We start from the raw sequence: 18,983 nt of genomic DNA, 5'->3' as shown, positions 1-18,983 counted from the left end.
AGCGGGAAAAGGTGTCAAAGTTGGGGACCTCCGGCGAAAAAACCGCGGCGTCAGGCGGCATCCTCTTCACGTTGCTGGCGCGCCCAGAGCTGCGCATAGCGTCCGCGCCGCTCCAGCAGCCCGGCATGGGTGCCCTGCTCGACGATGCGCCCGTCCTCGAGCACGACGATGCGGTCGGCCTCGGCCACGGTGCTGAGGCGATGCGCGATGGTGATCACCGTCCGCCCCTCTCCGGCGAGGGCCAGCGCCTCCTGGATCTCCTGTTCGGTATCGGTGTCCAGCGCGCTGGTCGCCTCGTCCAGCAGCAGGATGGGCGGGTTCTTGAGCAGGGTGCGGGCGATGCCGACCCGCTGCTTCTCGCCACCCGACAGTTTCAGCCCGCGTTCGCCGACGGCCGTGTCATAGCCCTCGGGCAGCGAGACGATGAAGTCGTGGATCTGGGCGGCGCGGGCGGCTTCCTCGATCTGCGCCAGGGTGGCCTCGGCCTGCCCATAGGCGATGTTGTAGCGGATCGTGTCGTTGAAGAGCACGGTATCCTGCGGCACCACACCGATGGCGGCATGCAGGCTGTCCTGGGTGACGTCGCGCAGATCCTGGCCGTCGATCTTCATCGCGCCGCCGGTCACGTCGTAGAACCGGAACAGCAGCCGCCCGATGGTGGACTTTCCCGACCCTGTGGCGCCGACAATGGCCACGGTCTGGCCTGCCGGCACGGTCAGCGAGACGCCCTTGAGGATCTCGCGCTCGGGGTCATAGCCGAACCGCACCTCCTCCAGCGCGATCTCGCCGCCCGAGACCTGCAGAGGCTGGGCGCCGGGCCGGTCGGAAACCTCGGCGGGCTGTTCCAGCAGCGTGAACATCTCGCCCATGTCCACCAGGGCCTGGCGGATCTCGCGATAGACGGTGCCGAGGAAGTTCAGCGGAACGGTGATCTGGATCATGTAGGCGTTGACCATCACGAAATCGCCCACGGTCAGGGCGCCCGACTGGACCCCGACGGCGGCCAGAACCATCACTCCGATCAGCCCGCAGGTGATCAGGAAGGACTGGCCGAAATTCAGGAAGGCCAGCGAATAGGCGGTCTTGAGCGCGGCCCCTTCATAGGCCTGCATCGACTGGTCGTAACGGTGAGCTTCACGCTCTTCCGCACTGAAATACTTGACTGTTTCGAAGTTCAGGAGGCTGTCGATGGCGCGCTGGTTGGCCTCGGTGTCCTGGTCGTTCATCTCGCGGCGCAGCTTCACCCGCCATTCGGTCACGGCAAAGGTGAACCAGGTGTAGAGCGCGATCGTGACCACCACAACGACCAGGTACCAGACGTCGAACAGCACCATCAGCACCACCGCGACCATCAACAATTCCAGAATCAGCGGACCGATCGAGAACAGCAGGAAGCGCAGCAGGAAGTCGACGCCCTTGACCCCGCGCTCGATCACCCGGCTCAGCCCGCCGGTGCGCCGCGTGATGTGATAGCGCATGGACAGGCGGTGGATGTGGCGGAAGGTCTCCAGCGCCAGCGCCCGCAGCGCGCGCTGCCCCACCGGCGCAAAAAGCGCGTCGCGCAGCTGCTGAAAGCCCACGGTCATCATCCGCGCCACGCCATAGGCCACGGTCAGCCCGACCGCGCCCAGCGCCAGCGGCGGCACGCCCTCGCCCGCCAGCGCATCGACGGCCCCCTTGTAGAGGATCGGCGTATAGACGGCGATCACCTTGGCCAGCACCAGCATCGCCATGGCCAGCACCACGCGGCGCTTGACCCAGGGTTTGCCGTCGGGCCAGAGATACGGCGCGACCTTGCGGATCGTCCGCAAGCCCGAGCGCCGTTCGGCCTCGGGCGGGATGTCGCCGGAATGGGTGGGGGCGCGTCTTCGCATGATGTCCCTTGCCTGACGTCCCAGATAGCCCGGTCACGGCCGGGATACCAGCGACAAACCTCAGTCGGGAACGGTGAAGACCTGGCCCGGATAGATCAGGTCGGGGTCACGGATGTCGTCGCGGTTGGCCTCGAAGAGTTTCACATAGAGCAGCCCCTCGCCATAGCGCTCGCGCGAGATCGCCCAGAGCGTGTCGCCGCGCTGCACGGTGACGGCGCGCACCTGCGGCGCGGCCTGCACCGGCGCGTCGCCGCTGGCCACCGGGCGCAGCGCGTCGGGTGCGGCGCGCTGGAACGGGGTTTCGATCCGGCTCAGCACCGCGCCGTCGGAGTCCAGCTCATCCAGGCGCAGGGTATAGACCCCCGGAGCGATGTCGCCCAGCTCGCCGCGCCAGCGGCCGCCGGCATCGGCGGTGAAATCGGACACCGCCCGGTTGTCGAGATAGATCCGGATCACCGACCCGGTGCGCGACCGGCCGGTCAGCTGCACGGCCCCGGCGGCGGAATAGCCGATCGTGTCCAGCGCGATCCGGTCGCGTGCCACGGTGCCATCGCCGGGCGCCTGCAACACCTCGACGCCCTGCGCGTCCGAGCGCAGCACCAGCGGTCGGCTGGTCGGGGCCGGTTGCCCGGCGGCGACGTTGGGTTGTGCCTCGGCCACCGGGGTCGCGGAGGACGCCGCCGGCGCGGCGGGCTGCACGGTGACCTGCGTCGCCTCGGGAGCGGGGCCTTCGGGCGTCAGCCCGGCCAACGACTCCGGCGCGGGCTCCACTTCGGTGCTCGTGTCCGCTTCGCTCGTCACGGGGGCCGGTTCGGCATCGGGCGTCACCGCTTGCGCCTCGGCCGTTCGCAGCGGCGCCTGTGCGGGTGTTGCTGGATCGGCCAGTTCGGCGGGCGGTGTCGCTGTGGCGGTCTGAGTGGCGGGCGCCGCTTCCACCGGATCGGTCGTGGGTGTAGGCGGATCGGTCTCCGCCGATGTGCCCGTGTCGGTCGGCTCCGACGGAGCCGCCGGTTCGGGCGCCGGCGCGGGAAGCCCGGCAATCACCAGATCCGCCGACAGCGCCGCCTGCCCCTCGCGCCGCGCCTGCAGGGCCAGCGCGCGCGGATCGGTGGCAAAGGGCACGTCGAAGAAGGCAGCGAACTGGCCGCTGTCATCCACGTCGAACTCATGCACTTCCGTCCCGTCCAGCAGCACCACCACCCGGCTGCCCGGATCGGCGCGCCCGGCCAGCGTCACCGCCCCGTCCGGCTCGACCCGGACCAGATCGACCTGCGGCGCGGACAAGCCCGCCACCGGATCTGTCTCGACAGCCGTTTCCGGGGCGTCTGGCTCGACCTCAGGCGGCGCCTCCGGCGTGTCCAGCGCGGCGGTCTCCGGCGCCGAAGTCTCGGGCGCAGGCGCACGATCCGTCGTTTCGACCTCGACCGGCGGGGATGGCGCGGTCGCGCTGTCCGTGTCCGGCATTTCGGCGGTGTCCGGTTCGACCTCCGGAACAGAAACAGACTCCCCCGGCTCAGCACCCTCGGCCTCTCCGGCAGGTTCGACCGGAGGCGCAACCGCCACCGCCTCGGACGGCGCGTCATCGCCCCGAGACCACAGCACATATCCCCCCGCCACGGCGGCGACCGCCAGGCCACCGGCCACGATCCCCCAAACGAAGGTTCCCGACCCTCCGGTGCCGGCCTTGTCCGCCATGCGCGTCCTTTCCATGAGCCGGGCACGGGCCCGGTTGAGCAACCCTAGCAATCCCGCTATCACCGGTCAAAACACAGAACGCTCCTGCGCGAGGCCCGTCCCCGATGAAATCCATATGTGTCTATTGCGGATCCCGAAACGGGGCAATCCCGGCCTATGCCGAAACCGCCCGCAATTTCGGCATGTTGCTGGCGCGCGCCGGCTGGCGCCTGGTCTACGGTGCGGGCGACGTGGGACTGATGGGAGAGGTCGCCCGCGCCGCCCAGTCTGCGGGCGGCGAGACCTTCGGCGTGATCCCCGACCACCTTGTGCGGCGCGAGGTCGGCAAGACCGACCTGACCCGCTATGTCGTCACTGAAACCATGCACGAGCGCAAGAAGGTGATGATCATGAACGCCGACGCGGTGGTCGTCCTCCCCGGCGGCGCCGGCTCGCTCGACGAGCTGTTCGAGGCGCTGACCTGGCGCCAGCTGGGCCTGCACGACAAGCCCATCGTGGTGATGAACGTGGACGGCTACTGGGATCCGCTGCGCGCCCTGGTTGACCAGACCGTGTCGCAGGGCTTCGCCGACGCCTCGCTAGCGGGCTTCCTCACCTGGGTCGACGGCCCCGAGACCGCGATGGACGCGCTGCGCCGCCACCTGGCCTGACCGGCCTCATCCTCTTGCCGCAAATATCCCGGGGGAGTCCGCTCCAGGGGCGGACGGGGGCAGCGCCCCCTGCCCCGGATCCGCAAGGAAAAAGGCCCGCCAAGCTGGCGGGCCCTGTCACATCTCGTCGGTCCAGGGCGGTTACATCCGCGAGGCGACGTTCTCCCAGTTCACCAGGTTGTTGAGGAAATTGTCCAGGTAGGCGGGACGCTTGTTGCGGAAATCAATGTAGTAGCTGTGCTCCCACACGTCGCAGCCCAGCAGCGCGGTCTGGCCGAAGCAGAGCGGGTTGACCCCGTTCTCGGTCTTGGTCACGTCCAGCGAGCCGTCCGGTTTCTTGACCAGCCAGGCCCAGCCCGACCCGAACTGACCCGCGCCGGCGGCGGCGAATTTCGACTTGAACTCGTCCACCGAACCGAAGGCCTCGGTCAGCGCCGTCTCCAGCTCGCCCGGCATCTTCGAGTCGCCCGGCCCCATCATCTCCCAGAACTGGTTGTGGTTCCACAACTGGCTGATGTTGTTGAAGATCCCGCTCTGGGCCACGGCCGACTTGTCATAGGTGCCGGTGATGATCTCTTCCATCGACTTGCCGTCCCACTCGGTGCCGGCAATCGCCTTGTTGCCGTTGTCGACATAGGCCTTGTGGTGGATGTCGTGGTGGAATTCCAGCGTTTCCGCCGACATGCCCTTGGATGCCAGCGCGTCATGTGCATAAGGAAGGTCGGGAAGTTCAAAAGCCATCTTGGCCCCCTGTCTTGAATGAGTGTTGCGGTTCCACCGGTTACATGCGGCGGGCTTGCCGGCAGGTCAAGGGTGGACGGCAAATCAACGCATGGAGGCGGAAATTGTTCACCCGCGCGCGCAAAATCTTCTACCGCGCCCGAGGGCACTATGCCGGGCGGCTCAATGGAGCGCCGTTTCGCCTCGATCCCTACCATTCGAAATTCTGGCGCAAGGCGTCGCGCGGCGACTGGGAGCCCGAGACCTTCGCGGTGCTCGACCGCCACCTGTCACCCGACCGCGATTATGTCGATATCGGTGCCTGGATCGGCCCCACCGTGCTCTACGCCGCCCGCCGCGCCCGCCATGTCTGGTGTTTCGAACCCGACCCGGTGGCCTTCCGCCACCTGGCCTGGAACATCGAGATGAACGGGCTGACCAACGTCTCGGCCTTCTGCGTTGCCCTGTCGGACGGGGTCGGCGTGGCGCGCATGGCCTCGTTCGGTGGCGAGGCGGGCGATTCCATGACCTCGCTTTTGCACAGTGGCGCGCATGGCACCGATGCGCTGACGATAGCCTGGGACCAGTTCGCGTCGGCGGTCGACCTGTCGGGCGTGAGCCTGGTCAAGATGGATGTCGAGGGCGCCGAGTTCGACCTCATTCCCACCATGACCGGCTGGCTCGAAACGCAGCGCCCGGCGCTTTACCTCTCGACCCACGCGCCCTTCCTGCCCGAAGAGCAACGAGATGGGCGCATGGCCGATCTGGCCCGGGCGCTCGGCTTTTACGGCGACCGCCCCGGCGCCCCGGCGGCCGATTTCACCAAACCGGAGGCGACGGCCGGATTTCCCAGTTTCCTGTTCACGCCCTGAGCCACCACCCGGGCTTCATCTTTTCAGAAATACTCCGGGGGAGTCCGGCCGCCGCGCGGCCGGACGGGGGCAGAGCCCCCAAGCCCGTTCAGAGCACGCCCACCTTGCTGCCGGGTTGGGCGGCCACCTTGAGCAGCTTGAACACGTAGTCGGCCACCGACCGGAAACAGACGATGCGGAAGCTTTCGTCCTCTTCCATCCAGAACGCGGCCGGCACCTGGGCCAGCCGCGTGCGGCGGAACCGGCCCGGCTGGAAGGCGTCGCGCGACAGGTCGACGGGCGCCAGCTTGGCCAGCACCTCGCGCGCGGCGTCGCCCGTGACGCGAAAGACAGCCCGCGCGTCCGAGACGTTCACCGCCAGGGCGTGGCTGTCCTTCAGCGCCGCGACCAAAGCCTCCAGCCTGCCGCCCACCTCTTCATAGGGCACCAGCAACAGCAGCTCGTCGGGCGACATCCAGCACACCCCGCTCTCGCCCGCCACCCGGGCGCGGTTGGCTTCGGGCAGCTTCTTCTGCCCGGTAGCCCTGGTCACGGCCGCGGCCAGCGCCTGGTCGGACAGATCGCCGCGCAGGGTGATCATGCCCTGCAACCCGCATTCCTCGATCCGGGCGATGCCATCGAAGGACACGCCACCCAATGCGCTGACCGCGTCAGACATTCTGCTTCTCCCCGTCCTTGTCATAGACCACTGGGTCCACGATTTTCGCCTTGAATACCGTCCCGTCCGTGCCCGGAAACTCCAGCACCTCGCCCATCCGGTCGGGCCCGTTCAGAACCAGCCCCATGGCGATGCCCCGGCCCAGGTTGGCCGAGTGATAGGTCGAGGTCACCCGCCCGACCGTGTTGCGCTGACCATTGGCATTCACGCCCTCGCCGACCGCATAGGCGCCATCGGGCAGCACCGATCCGTCCACAGTCTCCAGCCCCACCAGTTTCCAGCGATTGGGGTCGGTCATGTGGCTGCGCTGCTGTGCGCGCTTGCCCAGGAAGTCCTCTTTCTTCTTGGAAATCGCCCAGCTCAGGCCCAGATCCTGCGGGATCACCGTGCCGTCGGTCTCGTCGCCGATCATGATGAACCCCTTCTCGGCGCGCAGGATGTGCAGGCATTCGGTGCCATAGGGCATCACCCCGAACGCGCGCCCCGCCTCAATCAGCGCGTCCCAGAACGCCTGGCCCTTTGATGCGGGCACGGCGATCTCGTAGCTCAACTCGCCCGAGAACGAGATGCGATAGACCCGCGCGTCGAATTCGCCGATCCGCCCGTCCTTCCATTCCATGAAGGCCAGCGCCTCCTTCGACAGGTCCATGCCGCCCAGCGTCTCCAGCACCTTGCGGGCGTTGGGGCCGACCACGGCGACCTGGGCGTATTGCTCGGTCAGGTTGGCGACATGGACCTTCCAGTCCCACCATTCGGTCTGCAGCCATTCCTCCATATGGGCATGGATATGCTCGGCTCCGCCCGTGGTTGTGTGGCACAGCCAGGTGTCCTCGTCGATCCGGGCCACCACCCCGTCGTCGATCAGGAAGCCGTTCTCCGAGCACATCAACCCGTAGCGGCATTTGCCGACCTTCAGAGTGGACATCATGTTGGTATACATCATGTCGAGGAACCGGCCCGCATCCGGCCCCTTGACCACCAGCTTGCCCAGTGTCGAGGCATCGAGCAGGCCCAGGTTCTCGCGGGTGTTCTTCACCTCGCGGTTCACCGCGTCATGCACCGTCTCACCGGGGCGCAGATAGGTGAAGGGGCGGCGCCAGTGGCCGACCGGCTCCCAATCCGCGCCGTTCCTCTCGTGCCAGTCATGCATCGGCGTGCGCCGGATCGGCTGGAACACCTCGCCGCGCGCCTCGCCGGCGATGGCGCCCATCGAGATCGGCGTGTAGGGCGGGCGGAAGGTGGTCGTACCGACCTTGGGGATCTCGGCCTCCAGCGCGTCGGCCAGGATCGCCAGGCCGTTGATGTTGCTCAGTTTTCCCTGATCCGTCGCCATGCCCAGCGTGGTGTATCGCTTGGTGTGCTCGACGCTTTCATACCCCTCGCGCGCGGCCAGCTGCACATCCGAGACCTTCACGTCGTTCTGGAAATCCAGCCAGGACTTCATCCTCAGCGGCGTGTCGGCGCGGGCCGGCATCAGCCAGACCGGCTCCATCGCAGCCTCGGGCGTGGTCTCGCCCCGGGGCGTCTTGCCCCGGCGCGGGCTGTGGCCGGCGGCCTTGGCGGCGGCCTTTCCGGCCGCGGCGGCATCATCCAGCACCGCGTCCAGCGCCAGCGCGCCCGAGGCCGCGCCCGCGGTCACCACAAAGCCCCGGCCATCGGCGCCCAGCGGCGGGCGGTCGGGGTCGGGCCGGAAATGCGCGCGGTCCTCGTCCCAGGCCAGCTTGCCGCCGCAATGCGACCACAGGTGCACCACCGGCGACCAGCCGCCCGACATCGCCACCGCGTCGCAGGACAGGTCCTCGCGCGCGCCGCCGATCCCGTCCTGGTTGCAGATCGCGACTTTCTTGACCCGCTTGCCGCCCGACACCTTGGCGATGGCGCGGCCGGGATCGACGCGGATCCCGAGGCTGCGCGCCTCCTCCATCAGCGCGCCGCCGCCCGCCGCGCGGGCGTCCAGCACGCGCACCACGTCGACCCCCGCCTGCTTGAGCGTGATCGCGGTGCGGTAGGCGTCGTCGTTGTTGGTGGCCACCACCACCCTGCGCCCGGGGGCGACGCCCCAGTTCACCACGTAATCGCGCATCGCACCGGCCAGCATCACGCCGGGCACGTCGTTGCCGGCAAAGGAGAGCGGCCGTTCGATCGCGCCGGTCGCGGTCACGATCCGCCGCGCGCGGATCCGCCAGAGCCGGTGCCGCGGACCCGGCGCATCCGGGTCGTGATCGGTCAGCCGCTCATATCCCAGGGCATAGCCGTGGTCATAGACCCCCGCCCCCATGCAGCGCAGGCGCATCGTCACGTTGGCCATCGTTTCCAACTCGGAAACGATTTGTTCCACGAACTTGTCCACAGGCGCGCCATCGACCGTGCCGCCATCGACCGGCGCGCGTCCGCCCCAATGCGCGGTCTGCTCGATCAGCAACACCCGCGCGCCGCTGAGCGCGGCATTGCGCGCCGCCAGCAGCCCCGCAACCCCGCCGCCGATCACCAGGATATCGGTCTGGACATGGAAATGCTCATAGGTATCGGCATCGCGCGCCTCGCTGTCCGGGGCGCGGCCCAGGCCCGCCGACTTGCGGATGAAGGGCTCGTAGACATGTTTCCAGAACGGCTGCGGATGGATGAACATCTTGTAGTAGAAGCCCGCCGGCAGGAACCGGGCCAGCGCCGTGTTGACCGCGCCGATGTCGAAATCGAGGCTGGGCCAGTGGTTCTGGCTGACCGCGGTGAGCCCGTCGAAAAGCTCGGTGGTGGTGGCGCGCTGGTTCGGCTCGAACCTGTTGCCCTGCCCCAGCCCGACCAGGGCGTTTGGCTCTTCCGCGCCGCTGGCGACCACGCCGCGCGGGCGGTGATATTTGAAGGATCGGCCGACCATCATCCGGTCGTTGGCCAGCAGCGCCGAGGCCAGCGTGTCGCCGGCATAGCCGCGCATGGTCGCGCCGTTGAAGGTGAAGGTGACCTGGGCCGAGCGGTCGATCAGCCGGCCGTGGCTGGGCAGACGCGTGCTCATTCGTTCGAACCTTTCGCGTGCGGAGCCGCCGGAGCCTCCGGCGGGAGTATTTCAGAAACGGTGAAGATCACGAGAACTCCCTCCAGGACCAGCCCGGACGCGCCTTGGTGATGGCGTCGCGGATCTCCTGCGGCGGTTCGGTGGTCTGGGCGCTGTAGGTGCCGAAGACCTGGAGCGTGTCGGTGGCGCGGGCGGCGTGGAACCACTTGCCGCATCCGGCGGCGTGGCGCCAGCGTTCGAAATGCACGCCGCGCGGGTTCTCGCGCTGAAACAGGTAGTCCGTCAGCTCCGCGTCGGTCGAGCCTGGCCCGTGCCGCCGGATATGCGCCTCGCCGCCCGGGGCCAGGTCGGTTTCGTCGACATCGTTGCCGCAATAGGGGCATCTGAGGATCAGCATGAGGGGCCTCCTTGGTCGGGGCCGGCCACCGGGGCCGGACCGCGCACGCGCACGGGCCCGCGCCGGGTAGCCGGGCGGGCGTCGGGTCTGATGGGATGGAAGAGGGATGCGGACCGGCCGGGGGCGGGCGCGACGAGGCGCCCGCCGGTCAGGTCGCGCGGAATGGTGTCAGTCGGCGGGTGCCGCCGGGGCTGCGGGTTCGGTGACCAGCCCGGCATCCGGTGTGGCGCCGGTTGCCGCCGGATCGGCCGGGGCGACGGTGCCGGACGTGTCGCCCAGGCTGAGGATGGCTGCGATGAACAGCACCAGGGCCACGACAACGGCGATGATGATCCAGCCGCCGCCGGATGCCGTACGGGACGGCGCGTAATGCTGTCTTTGAGTGATGTCGTCCATGTCTTCTCCTCCGATGGTGGGAGGGACAGGATGACAGGGAACAGGACGCGAACAAGATCGGCGGAAATCCCCGGCCCGGATCGGCGCACGCTGGCCGGAACCGCCCGAAGCGCCCGGCCATTTTCAGCCGGTTGAAGAGCGATGGTGCGGGCGCCGCTCATGGCGTCGCCGCCTTGGGTGGCAGGCCTGCGGCATGGGCCAGCGACAGGTCGGTCAGCGTGGCGCGCAGGCTGGCATCGTTGAACCGATCATTGTCGAGCCGGACAAACCCGCCCATCCGGCGGGCGCCGCCCATGATCATCGGCGCAACGCCGCCAAACGCCAGCGCCTCGGCCTCTGACGCCTTTCCCGGCCGGTAGAGCGCGCCCTGCCCGCCGACGCCGCAGACCATGTTGCCGTGCAGGAAGAAGCACAGCCCGCCGAACATCTTCTTTTCGGTGAACACGTGCCCGCCGCCCAGGTCGGTGCGCATCGTGTCGGCCATCTGTGCGGAATAGGCCATCAGCACCCGCCCCCGTTTGTCCGGGCGGCGTGGCGGGTGGCGCAGGCGGGCGCGCCGTGGCGCCCGCCCTGAGTTGCGGCCTCAAGCGGCTTAGCGGGCCGGCGGTGCGGCCTCGTCGACCGGTGCAGGCTGTTGCTGCGGCACGGCGACAGGCGGGGCTCCGGCACCGCCCGGATGCGGTTCGGACGCGCTGTCGCCGGTCGCGCCACCGATGAGGATGAGCGACAGGACAAGCACAAGCGCCGCCGCCGCGGCGATGATGCCGCCCCAGCCGGACCCGATCCGACGTTCTCCATGCAGATCGAAATTACGGGGCTGCTGGAAATCGCGCCGCTTGGGGAAGTCATAGTGCATATAGTCAGACATGGCGTGTCCTCCTCTTCATGCACTGAAAATAGGAGGGACCCGGCACCCGGAACAGGGCACGAACATGCGGACGCCGGATTTGCGCCAAAACCCGCGATTCTCTGCGCTGCGAATAGGCCATTCGCCACCGATCCGGCGAAAACGTGACATTGCGGCGGGAACCAGTCGCGCCCTGTCGGCGTTTGGCCCCGCGACGTGCCGGATGTCCGCTTCGCCGCACGCATCAGTGCGCCACTCCTGCCGCCACGCTTTCGTCGATGAACCGGCCCTCGGCGAACCGGTCGAGGGTGAAGGCCTCGGTCAGGGGCGAATGGCCCGTCGCCATCAGCTGCGCCATGCCCCAGCCCGATCCGGGGATTGCCTTGAAGCCGCCGGTGCCCCAGCCGCAATTGATGAAACACCCCCCCAGCGGGGTCTTGGAGAGGATGGGCGAGCGGTCGCCGGTCATGTCCACGATTCCGCCCCATTGCCGCAGCATCTTCAGCCGCGAGATCATCGGGAAGGTTTCGACCAAGGCGCGCACGGTCTCCTCGACATGGTGGAACGACCCGCGCTGGGTGTAGTTGTTATAGCCGTCCGCGCCGCCGCCGATCACCATCTCGCCCTTGTCGGACTGGCTCATGTAGCCATGCACGGTGTTGGCCATCACCACCACGTCCATGCAGGGCTTGATCGGCTCGCTGACCAGCGCCTGCAGCGCCACGGATTCGATCGGCAGGCGGAACCCGGCCATCTCGGCCAGCACGCCGGAATGGCCCGCCACCACGATACCCAGCTTGTCGCAGTCGATGGGGCCGCGCGTGGTCTCGACCCCCTTCACATGGCCGTTGTCCGAGCGCACGCCGGTCACTTCGCATTGCTGGATGATGTCCATGCCCATCGCCGAACAGGCGCGCGCATAGCCCCAGGCCAGCGCATCGTGGCGCGCAGTGCCGGCCCGCGCCTGCCAGAGCGCACCGAGGACCGGATAGCGCGGGCCGTCCAGATTGATGATCGGCACCAGTTCCTTGACCCGCTGCGGCGAGATCCACTCGGTCGTGACCCCCTGCAGCGCGTTGGCATGGGCGGTGCGCTTGTAGCCGCGCACCTCGTTCTGGGTCTGGGCCAGCATCATCACGCCGCGCGGGCTGAACATCAGGTTGTAGTTCAGATCCTGGCTGAGATGCTCGTAGAGGCTGCGCGACTTCTCGTAGATCGCCGCGGACGGATCCTGAAGGTAGTTCGAGCGGATGATGGTCGTGTTGCGGCCGGTATTGCCGCCGCCCAGCCATCCCTTTTCGATCACCGCGACATTCTGGATGCCGTAGTTCTTGCCCAGGTAATAGGCGGTGGCCAGGCCATGCCCTCCCGCGCCGACGATGATGACGTCATAGCGCCGCTTCGGCTCGGGCGAACGCCAGGCGCGCTCCCACCCCGTGTGGTGGCGCAGGGCCTCGCGGGCGACGGCAAAGGCAGAGTAATGTCTCATGGTCGAATCCGGTGATTGCGGAACTGGGATCTCTATGCAGCGTCCGGTCAGAATAGACGCATAGCCTTGCGCCGCAATATCTCGCAGTTGCGACATGGTATCCCCGGCCGGGGATTTGCCCTTTTGCCCGCCGGTCCGGAGGGCTAGATGAAGGGGACGAACAGGAGCGGACATGGTTTTCTGGATTGTGATCTCGGGCATGGCGCTGGCGGTGGCGGCGGTGCTGGCCACGGCGCTGCTGCGGGCGCGCGGCACGGCCGAGCCGGCGGCGGCCTATGACCTGCAGGTCTATCGCGAACAGCTGGCCGCCGTCGACAAGGACCTGGCGCGCGGCGTGATCGCCGAGGCCGATGCCGAACGCACCCGCACCGAGATCTCGCGCCGGATCCTGGCCGCCGATGCCCAGATGCAGGCCGGCCGCTGCGGCGGCGCTCAGTCGCGCGCCCTGAGCCTGGGCGTGGCCCTGGGGCTGGCGGCGGTTCTGCTCGGCGGCGGCGTGTGGCTCTACCGCGATCTCGGCGCGCCGGGATATGGCGACCTGCCGCTCTCGCTGCGGATGGAAATGGCCGAGGAGCGGCGCGCCGACCGCCCCGATCAGGCCACCGCCGAGGCGCGCGTGCCGGACGCGGTGCCGGTCGAACCCGAGGCGCAATATGCCGAACTTATCAAGCGCCTGCGCGCGGCCGTGGCCGAACGGCCCGACGACCTTCGGGGCCAGGAATTGCTGGCGCGCCATGAAGCCAACCTGGGCAATTTTGCCGCCGCCCGTGCCGCCAAGGCGCGGGTCATCGAGATCAAGGGCGACGCGGCCACGGGGCATGACTATGCCGAGCTGGCCGAGATGAAGATCGCCGCGGCGGGCGGCTATGTCTCGCCCGAGGCCGAGGCGGATCTGCGCCGCGCGCTTGAGCGCGACTCGCGGCACGAGGCGGCGCTGTTCTACTGGGCCAGGATGCACGAGCAGACCGGCCGCCCCGACCTGGCCTTCCGCATCATGGACGGGCTGCTGCGCGACGTGCCGCCGGACTCGCCGCTGGCCCAGATCATCGGGCGGCAGATCGACGAGTTGGCCATGCTGGCCGGGGTCGAATACGACCGGCCGCCGCCGGGGGCACCAATGACGGCGGGCCCCGCCGAGGGCGGGCCCGACGCGCCCGGCCCAAGTTCGGCCGACATCGCCGCCGCCAGCGAGATGAACAACGAGGAGCGGGCCGAGATGATCCGCGGCATGGTCGAACGATTGTCCGACCGGCTGGCCACCGAGGGCGGCACGCCCGAGGAATGGGCCCGGCTGATCGGCGCCCTGGGCGTTCTGGGCGAGCGCGACCGTGCGCAGGCGATCTATGACGAATCGCGCACCCGCTTTGCCGCCGCACCACAGGCTCTGGAACTTCTTGGCGACGCCGCGCGCCAGGCCGGGATCACGCCGTGATCTGCGAGGATTTCGAGAACTTCGCCGCCGCCCTGCCGCCGCTGGTCGGCCTGGCCGGGCTGGACCTGGGCGAGCGGACCATCGGCGTCGCCGTGTCCGACCGGATGCGCGGGGTGGCCAGCCCGCTGGAGACCATCCGGCGCCGCAAGTTCACGCTGGACGCCGCGCGGTTGCTGGAGATCCTGGCCGAACGCGAGATCGGCGGGCTGATCCTGGGACTGCCGCGCAACATGGACGGCAGCGAGGGGCCGCGCTGCCAGTCGACCCGCGCCTTTGCGCGCAACCTGTCCCGGCTGACCGAGCTGCCCATCGGGTTCTGGGACGAGCGGCTGAGCACGGTGGCGGCGGAACGGGCGCTGCTCGAGGCGGATACGACCCGGAAACGTCGCGCCGAGGTGATCGACCACGTGGCGGCGGCGTATATCCTGCAAGGGGCGCTGGATCGCCTGCGCAATCTCTAGGAGCCCGCACCAGATGAGCAAACCGGTCTGGAGACGCAACGAGGTAGAGAGCCCCTGTGTGCAGATCTGCGTGGTGCACCCCGCCGAGCGTATCTGCACAGGCTGTTATCGCACCATCGACGAGATCACCCACTGGTCGAAGATGACCGCCGAGGAACGCCGCGCTGTGATGGACGAGTTGCCCGATCGCGCGCCCAGGCTGGCCCGCAGGCGCGGCGGGCGCGCGGCGCGGCTCAAGGGCTGACGACAGGCACGGCGCGCGGGAAGCCCCCGGTGCGGTCAGGATGGGTCGATCCACTGCACCACGCCGCCCGGCAGTTCGGGTCGGAAATAGGCGATCATGCGCCCGTCGGGGCCGGCATCGGCGGACGCGGCCCAAGGGGCAACGCCGTGCAGCGCGTGGCGATGAATCACATAGGCCTCGCCAGGACGCGCCGGCAGCGGCACCCGGCGGCAGGTGTCGAAGACCTCGCGGCGGGCCGCCTGGTAGGCGTCCGTGACATCGACATCGGCCCAGCCCGCACGCGGATGGTCGGCAAGCGCTGCGGCCAGGGCGGCGCGGATGATGCGATGGCTGCCCTCCCAGACCACCAGCGGGGCGGCATCGGGGCCGGCCTCGGTCAGCGGCAGGCCCAGGATCCAGGCATGGCACTCCTGCACCTTGCGCCGGCGATCGGGGCCGGTGGGCTTGAGCCCGTCCACATGCGCCGCATCGCGGGTCTGGCGGTAGCGGAACGCCGCCGCGCCCTCGCCGCGGCGCGGACGCGGATAGCCCGGCCAAAGCACCGAGACCTGTGCCCGGTGCAGCGGCAGCATCCCAAGATGATCGGCAATGAACCGCATCGCCTGACCGGACAGGGGGTCCGACCCGCCCACCCTGCCTTGCGCGTCATTGTCCAGCGCGTCGACGCCGACGAACCAGGTGCCGTCGCAATCGTGCCAATGGGCCAGCGCCGGATCGTCGAGCGCCGCGCGCGCCCGGGGCCGCGCATGCGCCACCCAGTCGGCCAGCACCGGGTCGAAGGGAAACCGGACCCAGCCGCGGGTTTCGAAGCCCTCTACCACCCCAGCGCCTTGCGCAGCATGTTGAGCGCGACCAGCGTGAGGAACACCGCGAAGACCCGCTTGAGCGGCTTCGGGTCCATCGCATGGGCCAGCCTCACGCCCAGCGGCGCGGTGAACAGGGTCATGGCGATGACCACGAAGAAGGCCACCAGGTTGACCGCGCCTATGGTCAGCGGCGGCCGATTGGCCGGGTCGATCTGCAGGAACAGGAAGCCCAGCACCGAGGGCACCGCGATGATCACGCCGAACCCGGCGGCGGTGGCCACGGCACGATGGATCGGCGTGCCGTAGAGGCTCATCAGAGGCACGCCGAAACTGCCGCCGCCGATGCCCATGAGCACCGACAGGAAACCGACCATCGGCGACAGGACGGCGCGGCGCAGCCCGCGCGGCATCGCCTCGCCCAGCCGCCAATGCGCCCGTCCCAGCCCGAGATAGGCGCCGATAACAACGCCCAGAACCCCGAAAAGTGCCTGCAGCGCGACCGAGCGCAGGCTGGACGCCACCAGCACTCCCAGCACGGCGCCCAGCACGATGCCCGGCCCCCAGCCGCGCAGGATATCCCAATCCACCGCGCCCTTGCGGTTGTGGCCGAGAACCGAGCGCACCGAGGTGACGATGATCGTGGCCAGCGAGGTGGCCAGGCACATCTGCATCAGCTGCGGCCCGTCATAGCCCAGCGTCTGGAAGGCATAGAAAAAGGCCGGCACCAGCACGATCCCGCCGCCGACCCCCAGAAGCCCCGCCAGCACGCCGGCCAGCGCCCCGATCACCATCAGCAGGGCGAGCATTTGCAGCAGCAGGGCGGTTTCCGGCATCTCGGCCTCTCCTTCGGTCCGCCTGCCTCGTTACAGCGCGCGTGCCGAAAGGGGAAGCCGAAGCCGCGTCAACCGAACCGGTTGAACGCGCGTTTCATCGCCTCGGACATCTCGTCCCAGGCGCGGTCGGCGCCGGCCTTGAAATCCGCCCAGGCCTCGGTGCCCGAGGCCTGCAGCTTGGTCAGTTCGGCCTCCATCTGGTCGCGCTTGGCGCGCAGTTCGGCCAGCTGTTCCTTGTATTCGATCTCGGCGTCGGCCTGCGATTCCTTCATCTGGGCCTTCATCTTTTCGATCTCGGCCTTCCACTGGTCCAGCTGGGCCTGCATCTTCTTCTCGTAGCTCTGCTTTTCTTCCATGCCGTCAACTCCTTTGGATGTCGTTCCGGGGTCGCGCCGTTCGCGGATCACGCGATATCCGAACAATCTAACGCCGCTGCGACGACATGCAAATCCGCAACGGAAAGGGGCCGGCGCATGCACGCCGGCCCCGGTCTTGTTGCCTAGCCAGTGGCCCGTCAGCCGTACTTGCGGATCTCGCCCGACTTGAGCCGCGTCAGGTAGCTTTCCAGCTCGCGCTTGACGATCGGCATCAGGACGTAGAGCGCGATGATGTTAACCACCGCCATCGCAAAGATCGCCGCATCCGAGAAGTCGATCACCGGGCCGAGGCTGGCCGCGGCACCGATCACCACGAAGATGCAGAAGATGATCTTGAACACCAGTTCCTTGGTCTCGCCCTCGCCGAACAGGAAGGTCCAGGCCTTGAGGCCGTAATAGGACCAGCTGATCATGGTCGAGAAGGCGAACAGGATCACCGCGATCGCCAGCACGTACTTGAACCACCCGAAGGAGGCCGAGAACGCCGCCGAGGTCAGCGCGACACCGGAAGTGCCGTCCACGGTCTGGATCGCGGTGCCAGCCTCGTCCAGGATATAGAGCCCGGTTTCCGGATCGGTGACCAGCTGCCCGGTGATGATGATCACCAGCGCGGTCATGGTGCAGATCACCACGGTGTCGATGAACGGCTCCAGCAGCGACACAAACCCTTCGGTGATCGGCTCCTTGGTGCGCACCGCCGAGTGGGCGATGGCCGCCGAGCCGACGCCCGCCTCGTTCGAGAAGGCCGCCCGCTTGAAGCCCTGGATCAGCGCGCCGACCATGCCGCCGGCCACACCGAGGCCGGTGAAGGCGCCCTCGAAGATCTGGCCGAAGGCCCAGCCGATCCGGTCATAGTTGAGCAGCAGGATCACGATGGCGGTCAGCACGTAGAGCACGCCCATGAACGGCACCACCTTCTCGGTCACGCGGGCGATGGATTTCAGGCCGCCCACGATCACCGCAAAGACGATGCCGGCAAAGACAATGCCGGTGATCCAGCCGGGGTAATCACCGACCACATTGGTGATCTGCGCATGCGCCTGGTTGGCCTGGAACATATTGCCGCCGCCCAGGGCGCCCAGGATGCAGAAGATCGAGAACATGACCGCCAGGAACTTGCCCGCCGGCAGGCCGCGCTCGGCGAAACCCTTGGTCATGTAATACATCGGACCGCCCGAAACATGGCCGTCCTCGAACTCGTTGCGGTATTTCACGCCCAGCGTACATTCGGTGAATTTCGACGCCATGCCCATCAGGCCGGCGAGGATCATCCAGAAGGTCGCGCCCGGCCCGCCGATGCCCACGGCCACCGCCACACCGGCGATGTTGCCCAGGCCCACGGTGCCCGACAGCGCCGTGGCCAAAGCCTGGAAGTGGCTGACCTCGCCGGCGTCGTTGGGATCGGAATAGTCGCCCTTGACCAGGGCGATGGAATGCGGGAACGCACGGAACTGGATCAGCCCGAAATAGAAGGTGAACACCGTCGCGGCCACCACCAGCCAGGCCACGATCCATGGAAAGGTCGTGCCCGGGAACGGGCTGAAGATGAAGCTGACGAACCAGCCGGTCGAACTGGCAAAAAGCGCGTTGACCTGTTCGTCGATGGTCTGCGCCAGCGCCGGCGCCGCCGAGACCAGCAGGGCCGAGGCCGCAAGGGCAGTCGATTTATAAGTGGATTTCATGATTTCACCGTCTGTCTGGGTTACGGAACGATGGTGCAGGGAACCGGCGCGCATTGCGCCAGCGTGCCCGCGACCGAGCCGAAGACGCGCGCCGCGAACCCGCCGCCCTCGCCCTTGCGGCCGATGAAGATCTGCGTCGCGCCGCTATCCTTGGCCAGGGCGCAAAGCGTGTCGGCAACATTGCCGTATTTCAGCGTGGTCTCCACCGGCACCGGGCTTGCCTCAAGCTCGCTCTTGAGCGGCGCGATCAGCGCGGATTCGGCGCGCGCCAGCTCCTCTTTGCGGCGCATGTGACGCTCTTCCAGTTCGTTCGGTGTCAGGAAAGAATAGGGCGACCATTCCAGGATATGGGCGACCAGCACCTCGGCGCCACTCGCCTCGGCCCGTTCAAGCGCAAAGTCGAGCGCCCGGCGGGACGCCGTGCTGCCGTCATATCCGACGACGAATCTTGTTGTCATTTCATTCTCCCTCGGAGTGAGTAGCGCGTCTTAGTGACGCATCGTCAACCTACACTACCGCGCGCCTCAGAAATTACGAAAC

Annotated in this window: 20 protein-coding genes; 5 read left to right on the top strand and 15 right to left on the bottom strand. The window is 68.1% G+C overall.

Annotated elements, in window-relative coordinates; genetic code table 11:
• Nucleotides 1–50: 50 nt before the first annotated feature.
• Both BMX57_RS05205 and BMX57_RS05200 read right to left on the bottom strand, forming a co-directional pair.
• Entirely contained in the window at nt 51–1,874 is a 1,824-nt protein-coding gene (locus BMX57_RS05205) for an ABCB family ABC transporter ATP-binding protein/permease (protein ID WP_092363226.1), read from the bottom strand.
• Nucleotides 1,875–1,934: 60 nt separating this feature from the next.
• Nucleotides 1,935–3,569 carry a LysM peptidoglycan-binding domain-containing protein gene (locus BMX57_RS05200; protein ID WP_092363224.1) on the bottom strand — a complete coding sequence of 545 codons (1,635 nt, stop codon included), beginning with the start codon at nt 3,567–3,569 and terminating at the stop codon, nt 1,935–1,937.
• Between the two features lie 104 nt (nt 3,570–3,673).
• On the opposite strand from BMX57_RS05200, the gene BMX57_RS05195 reads away from it, so the two are divergent.
• Nucleotides 3,674–4,219 (top strand): LOG family protein, encoded by a 546-nt coding sequence (locus BMX57_RS05195; protein ID WP_092363222.1) that lies wholly within the window; start codon nt 3,674–3,676, stop codon nt 4,217–4,219.
• Nucleotides 4,220–4,360: 141 nt separating this feature from the next.
• On the opposite strand, the gene BMX57_RS05190 is transcribed toward BMX57_RS05195, so the two are convergent.
• Nucleotides 4,361–4,960, bottom strand: a complete 600-nt coding sequence (locus tag BMX57_RS05190) for a superoxide dismutase (RefSeq protein ID WP_092363220.1) — start codon at nt 4,958–4,960, stop codon at nt 4,361–4,363.
• A 104-nt stretch (nt 4,961–5,064) separates the two neighbouring features.
• On the opposite strand from BMX57_RS05190, the gene BMX57_RS05185 reads away from it, so the two are divergent.
• Nucleotides 5,065–5,811: an FkbM family methyltransferase gene (locus tag BMX57_RS05185; protein ID WP_092363218.1), complete on the top strand. Its 747-nt coding sequence runs from the start codon at nt 5,065–5,067 to the stop codon at nt 5,809–5,811.
• Between the two features lie 88 nt (nt 5,812–5,899).
• Here the strand turns inward: BMX57_RS05185 and BMX57_RS05180 are convergent, their stop codons facing one another.
• From BMX57_RS05180 to BMX57_RS05150, 7 genes are all read right to left on the bottom strand, one after another.
• Nucleotides 5,900–6,469: a sarcosine oxidase subunit gamma gene (locus BMX57_RS05180; RefSeq protein WP_092363216.1), complete on the bottom strand. Its 570-nt coding sequence runs from the start codon at nt 6,467–6,469 to the stop codon at nt 5,900–5,902.
• Entirely contained in the window at nt 6,462–9,479 is a 3,018-nt protein-coding gene (locus BMX57_RS05175) for a sarcosine oxidase subunit alpha family protein (protein ID WP_092363214.1), read from the bottom strand. The genes BMX57_RS05180 and BMX57_RS05175 overlap by 8 nt, the downstream gene beginning before the upstream one ends.
• A gap of 67 nt (nt 9,480–9,546) precedes the next feature.
• The gene (locus tag BMX57_RS05170; RefSeq protein ID WP_092363212.1) at nt 9,547–9,876 is read right to left on the bottom strand and encodes a sarcosine oxidase subunit delta; all 330 of its coding nucleotides are present in this window, start codon (nt 9,874–9,876) and stop codon (nt 9,547–9,549) included.
• A gap of 168 nt (nt 9,877–10,044) precedes the next feature.
• The gene (locus BMX57_RS20605) at nt 10,045–10,272 is read right to left on the bottom strand and encodes a hypothetical protein (protein WP_092363210.1); all 228 of its coding nucleotides are present in this window, start codon (nt 10,270–10,272) and stop codon (nt 10,045–10,047) included.
• 157 nt (nt 10,273–10,429) lie between these two features.
• Nucleotides 10,430–10,774, bottom strand: coding sequence for a TfoX/Sxy family protein (locus BMX57_RS05160; protein WP_092364301.1), 345 nt, complete (start codon nt 10,772–10,774; stop codon nt 10,430–10,432).
• 90 nt (nt 10,775–10,864) lie between these two features.
• Nucleotides 10,865–11,140: a hypothetical protein gene (locus BMX57_RS05155; protein WP_092363208.1), complete on the bottom strand. Its 276-nt coding sequence runs from the start codon at nt 11,138–11,140 to the stop codon at nt 10,865–10,867.
• 223 nt (nt 11,141–11,363) lie between these two features.
• A complete protein-coding gene (locus BMX57_RS05150) occupies nt 11,364–12,608 on the bottom strand; it encodes a sarcosine oxidase subunit beta family protein (RefSeq protein ID WP_092363206.1) in 1,245 nt (414 codons plus the stop codon).
• 172 nt (nt 12,609–12,780) lie between these two features.
• On the opposite strand from BMX57_RS05150, the gene ccmI reads away from it, so the two are divergent.
• The 3 genes from ccmI to BMX57_RS05135 are packed head-to-tail and all read left to right on the top strand — an operon-like array spanning nt 12,781 to nt 14,745.
• Nucleotides 12,781–14,040, top strand: coding sequence for a c-type cytochrome biogenesis protein CcmI (ccmI, locus tag BMX57_RS05145; RefSeq protein ID WP_092363204.1), 1,260 nt, complete (start codon nt 12,781–12,783; stop codon nt 14,038–14,040).
• Nucleotides 14,037–14,501, top strand: coding sequence for a Holliday junction resolvase RuvX (gene ruvX / locus BMX57_RS05140; RefSeq protein ID WP_092363202.1), 465 nt, complete (start codon nt 14,037–14,039; stop codon nt 14,499–14,501). The genes ccmI and ruvX overlap by 4 nt, the downstream gene beginning before the upstream one ends.
• A gap of 13 nt (nt 14,502–14,514) precedes the next feature.
• Nucleotides 14,515–14,745, top strand: a complete 231-nt coding sequence (locus BMX57_RS05135; RefSeq protein WP_092363200.1) for a DUF1289 domain-containing protein — start codon at nt 14,515–14,517, stop codon at nt 14,743–14,745.
• A gap of 35 nt (nt 14,746–14,780) precedes the next feature.
• Here the strand turns inward: BMX57_RS05135 and BMX57_RS05130 are convergent, their stop codons facing one another.
• The 5 genes from BMX57_RS05130 to BMX57_RS05110 all read right to left on the bottom strand — a co-directional run bounded on the left by BMX57_RS05130 (nt 14,781) and on the right by BMX57_RS05110 (nt 18,901).
• Entirely contained in the window at nt 14,781–15,566 is a 786-nt protein-coding gene (locus tag BMX57_RS05130) for a hypothetical protein (protein ID WP_092363198.1), read from the bottom strand.
• Nucleotides 15,560–16,384, bottom strand: a complete 825-nt coding sequence (locus tag BMX57_RS05125; protein WP_092363196.1) for a sulfite exporter TauE/SafE family protein — start codon at nt 16,382–16,384, stop codon at nt 15,560–15,562. The genes BMX57_RS05130 and BMX57_RS05125 overlap by 7 nt, the downstream gene beginning before the upstream one ends.
• A 68-nt stretch (nt 16,385–16,452) precedes the next feature.
• Nucleotides 16,453–16,740, bottom strand: coding sequence for a sll1863 family stress response protein (locus BMX57_RS05120; RefSeq protein ID WP_092363194.1), 288 nt, complete (start codon nt 16,738–16,740; stop codon nt 16,453–16,455).
• 158 nt (nt 16,741–16,898) lie between these two features.
• Nucleotides 16,899–18,443, bottom strand: a complete 1,545-nt coding sequence (locus BMX57_RS05115; RefSeq protein ID WP_092363192.1) for an alanine/glycine:cation symporter family protein — start codon at nt 18,441–18,443, stop codon at nt 16,899–16,901.
• A gap of 20 nt (nt 18,444–18,463) precedes the next feature.
• Nucleotides 18,464–18,901, bottom strand: a complete 438-nt coding sequence (locus BMX57_RS05110) for a universal stress protein (RefSeq protein WP_092363190.1) — start codon at nt 18,899–18,901, stop codon at nt 18,464–18,466.
• Nucleotides 18,902–18,983: the final 82 nt, after the last annotated feature.

The sequence above is a fragment of the Cribrihabitans marinus genome (assembly GCF_900109035.1).
Taxonomy (GTDB): Bacteria; Pseudomonadota; Alphaproteobacteria; order Rhodobacterales; family Rhodobacteraceae; genus Cribrihabitans; species Cribrihabitans marinus.
The sequence above is the reverse complement of the archived record's forward strand: the minus strand, read 5'-3'. Positions and strand labels throughout refer to the sequence as shown.

Coding starts and splice junctions, on each gene's coding strand:
- BMX57_RS05175 (WP_092363214.1), bottom strand. CDS start 9,479: ATGAGCACGCGTCTGCCCAGCCACGGCCGGCTGATCGACCGCTCGGCC.
- BMX57_RS05125 (WP_092363196.1), bottom strand. CDS start 16,384: ATGCCGGAAACCGCCCTGCTGCTGCAAATGCTCGCCCTGCTGATGGTG.
- BMX57_RS05115 (WP_092363192.1), bottom strand. CDS start 18,443: ATGAAATCCACTTATAAATCGACTGCCCTTGCGGCCTCGGCCCTGCTG.
- BMX57_RS05195 (WP_092363222.1), top strand. CDS start 3,674: ATGAAATCCATATGTGTCTATTGCGGATCCCGAAACGGGGCAATCCCG.
- BMX57_RS05120 (WP_092363194.1), bottom strand. CDS start 16,740: ATGGAAGAAAAGCAGAGCTACGAGAAGAAGATGCAGGCCCAGCTGGAC.
- BMX57_RS05110 (WP_092363190.1), bottom strand. CDS start 18,901: ATGACAACAAGATTCGTCGTCGGATATGACGGCAGCACGGCGTCCCGC.
- BMX57_RS20605 (WP_092363210.1), bottom strand. CDS start 10,272: ATGGACGACATCACTCAAAGACAGCATTACGCGCCGTCCCGTACGGCA.
- ccmI (WP_092363204.1), top strand. CDS start 12,781: ATGGTTTTCTGGATTGTGATCTCGGGCATGGCGCTGGCGGTGGCGGCG.
- BMX57_RS05170 (WP_092363212.1), bottom strand. CDS start 9,876: ATGCTGATCCTCAGATGCCCCTATTGCGGCAACGATGTCGACGAAACC.
- BMX57_RS05200 (WP_092363224.1), bottom strand. CDS start 3,569: ATGGCGGACAAGGCCGGCACCGGAGGGTCGGGAACCTTCGTTTGGGGG.
- BMX57_RS05150 (WP_092363206.1), bottom strand. CDS start 12,608: ATGAGACATTACTCTGCCTTTGCCGTCGCCCGCGAGGCCCTGCGCCAC.
- BMX57_RS05160 (WP_092364301.1), bottom strand. CDS start 10,774: ATGGCCTATTCCGCACAGATGGCCGACACGATGCGCACCGACCTGGGC.
- BMX57_RS05155 (WP_092363208.1), bottom strand. CDS start 11,140: ATGTCTGACTATATGCACTATGACTTCCCCAAGCGGCGCGATTTCCAG.
- BMX57_RS05180 (WP_092363216.1), bottom strand. CDS start 6,469: ATGTCTGACGCGGTCAGCGCATTGGGTGGCGTGTCCTTCGATGGCATC.
- BMX57_RS05205 (WP_092363226.1), bottom strand. CDS start 1,874: ATGCGAAGACGCGCCCCCACCCATTCCGGCGACATCCCGCCCGAGGCC.
- BMX57_RS05135 (WP_092363200.1), top strand. CDS start 14,515: ATGAGCAAACCGGTCTGGAGACGCAACGAGGTAGAGAGCCCCTGTGTG.
- BMX57_RS05190 (WP_092363220.1), bottom strand. CDS start 4,960: ATGGCTTTTGAACTTCCCGACCTTCCTTATGCACATGACGCGCTGGCA.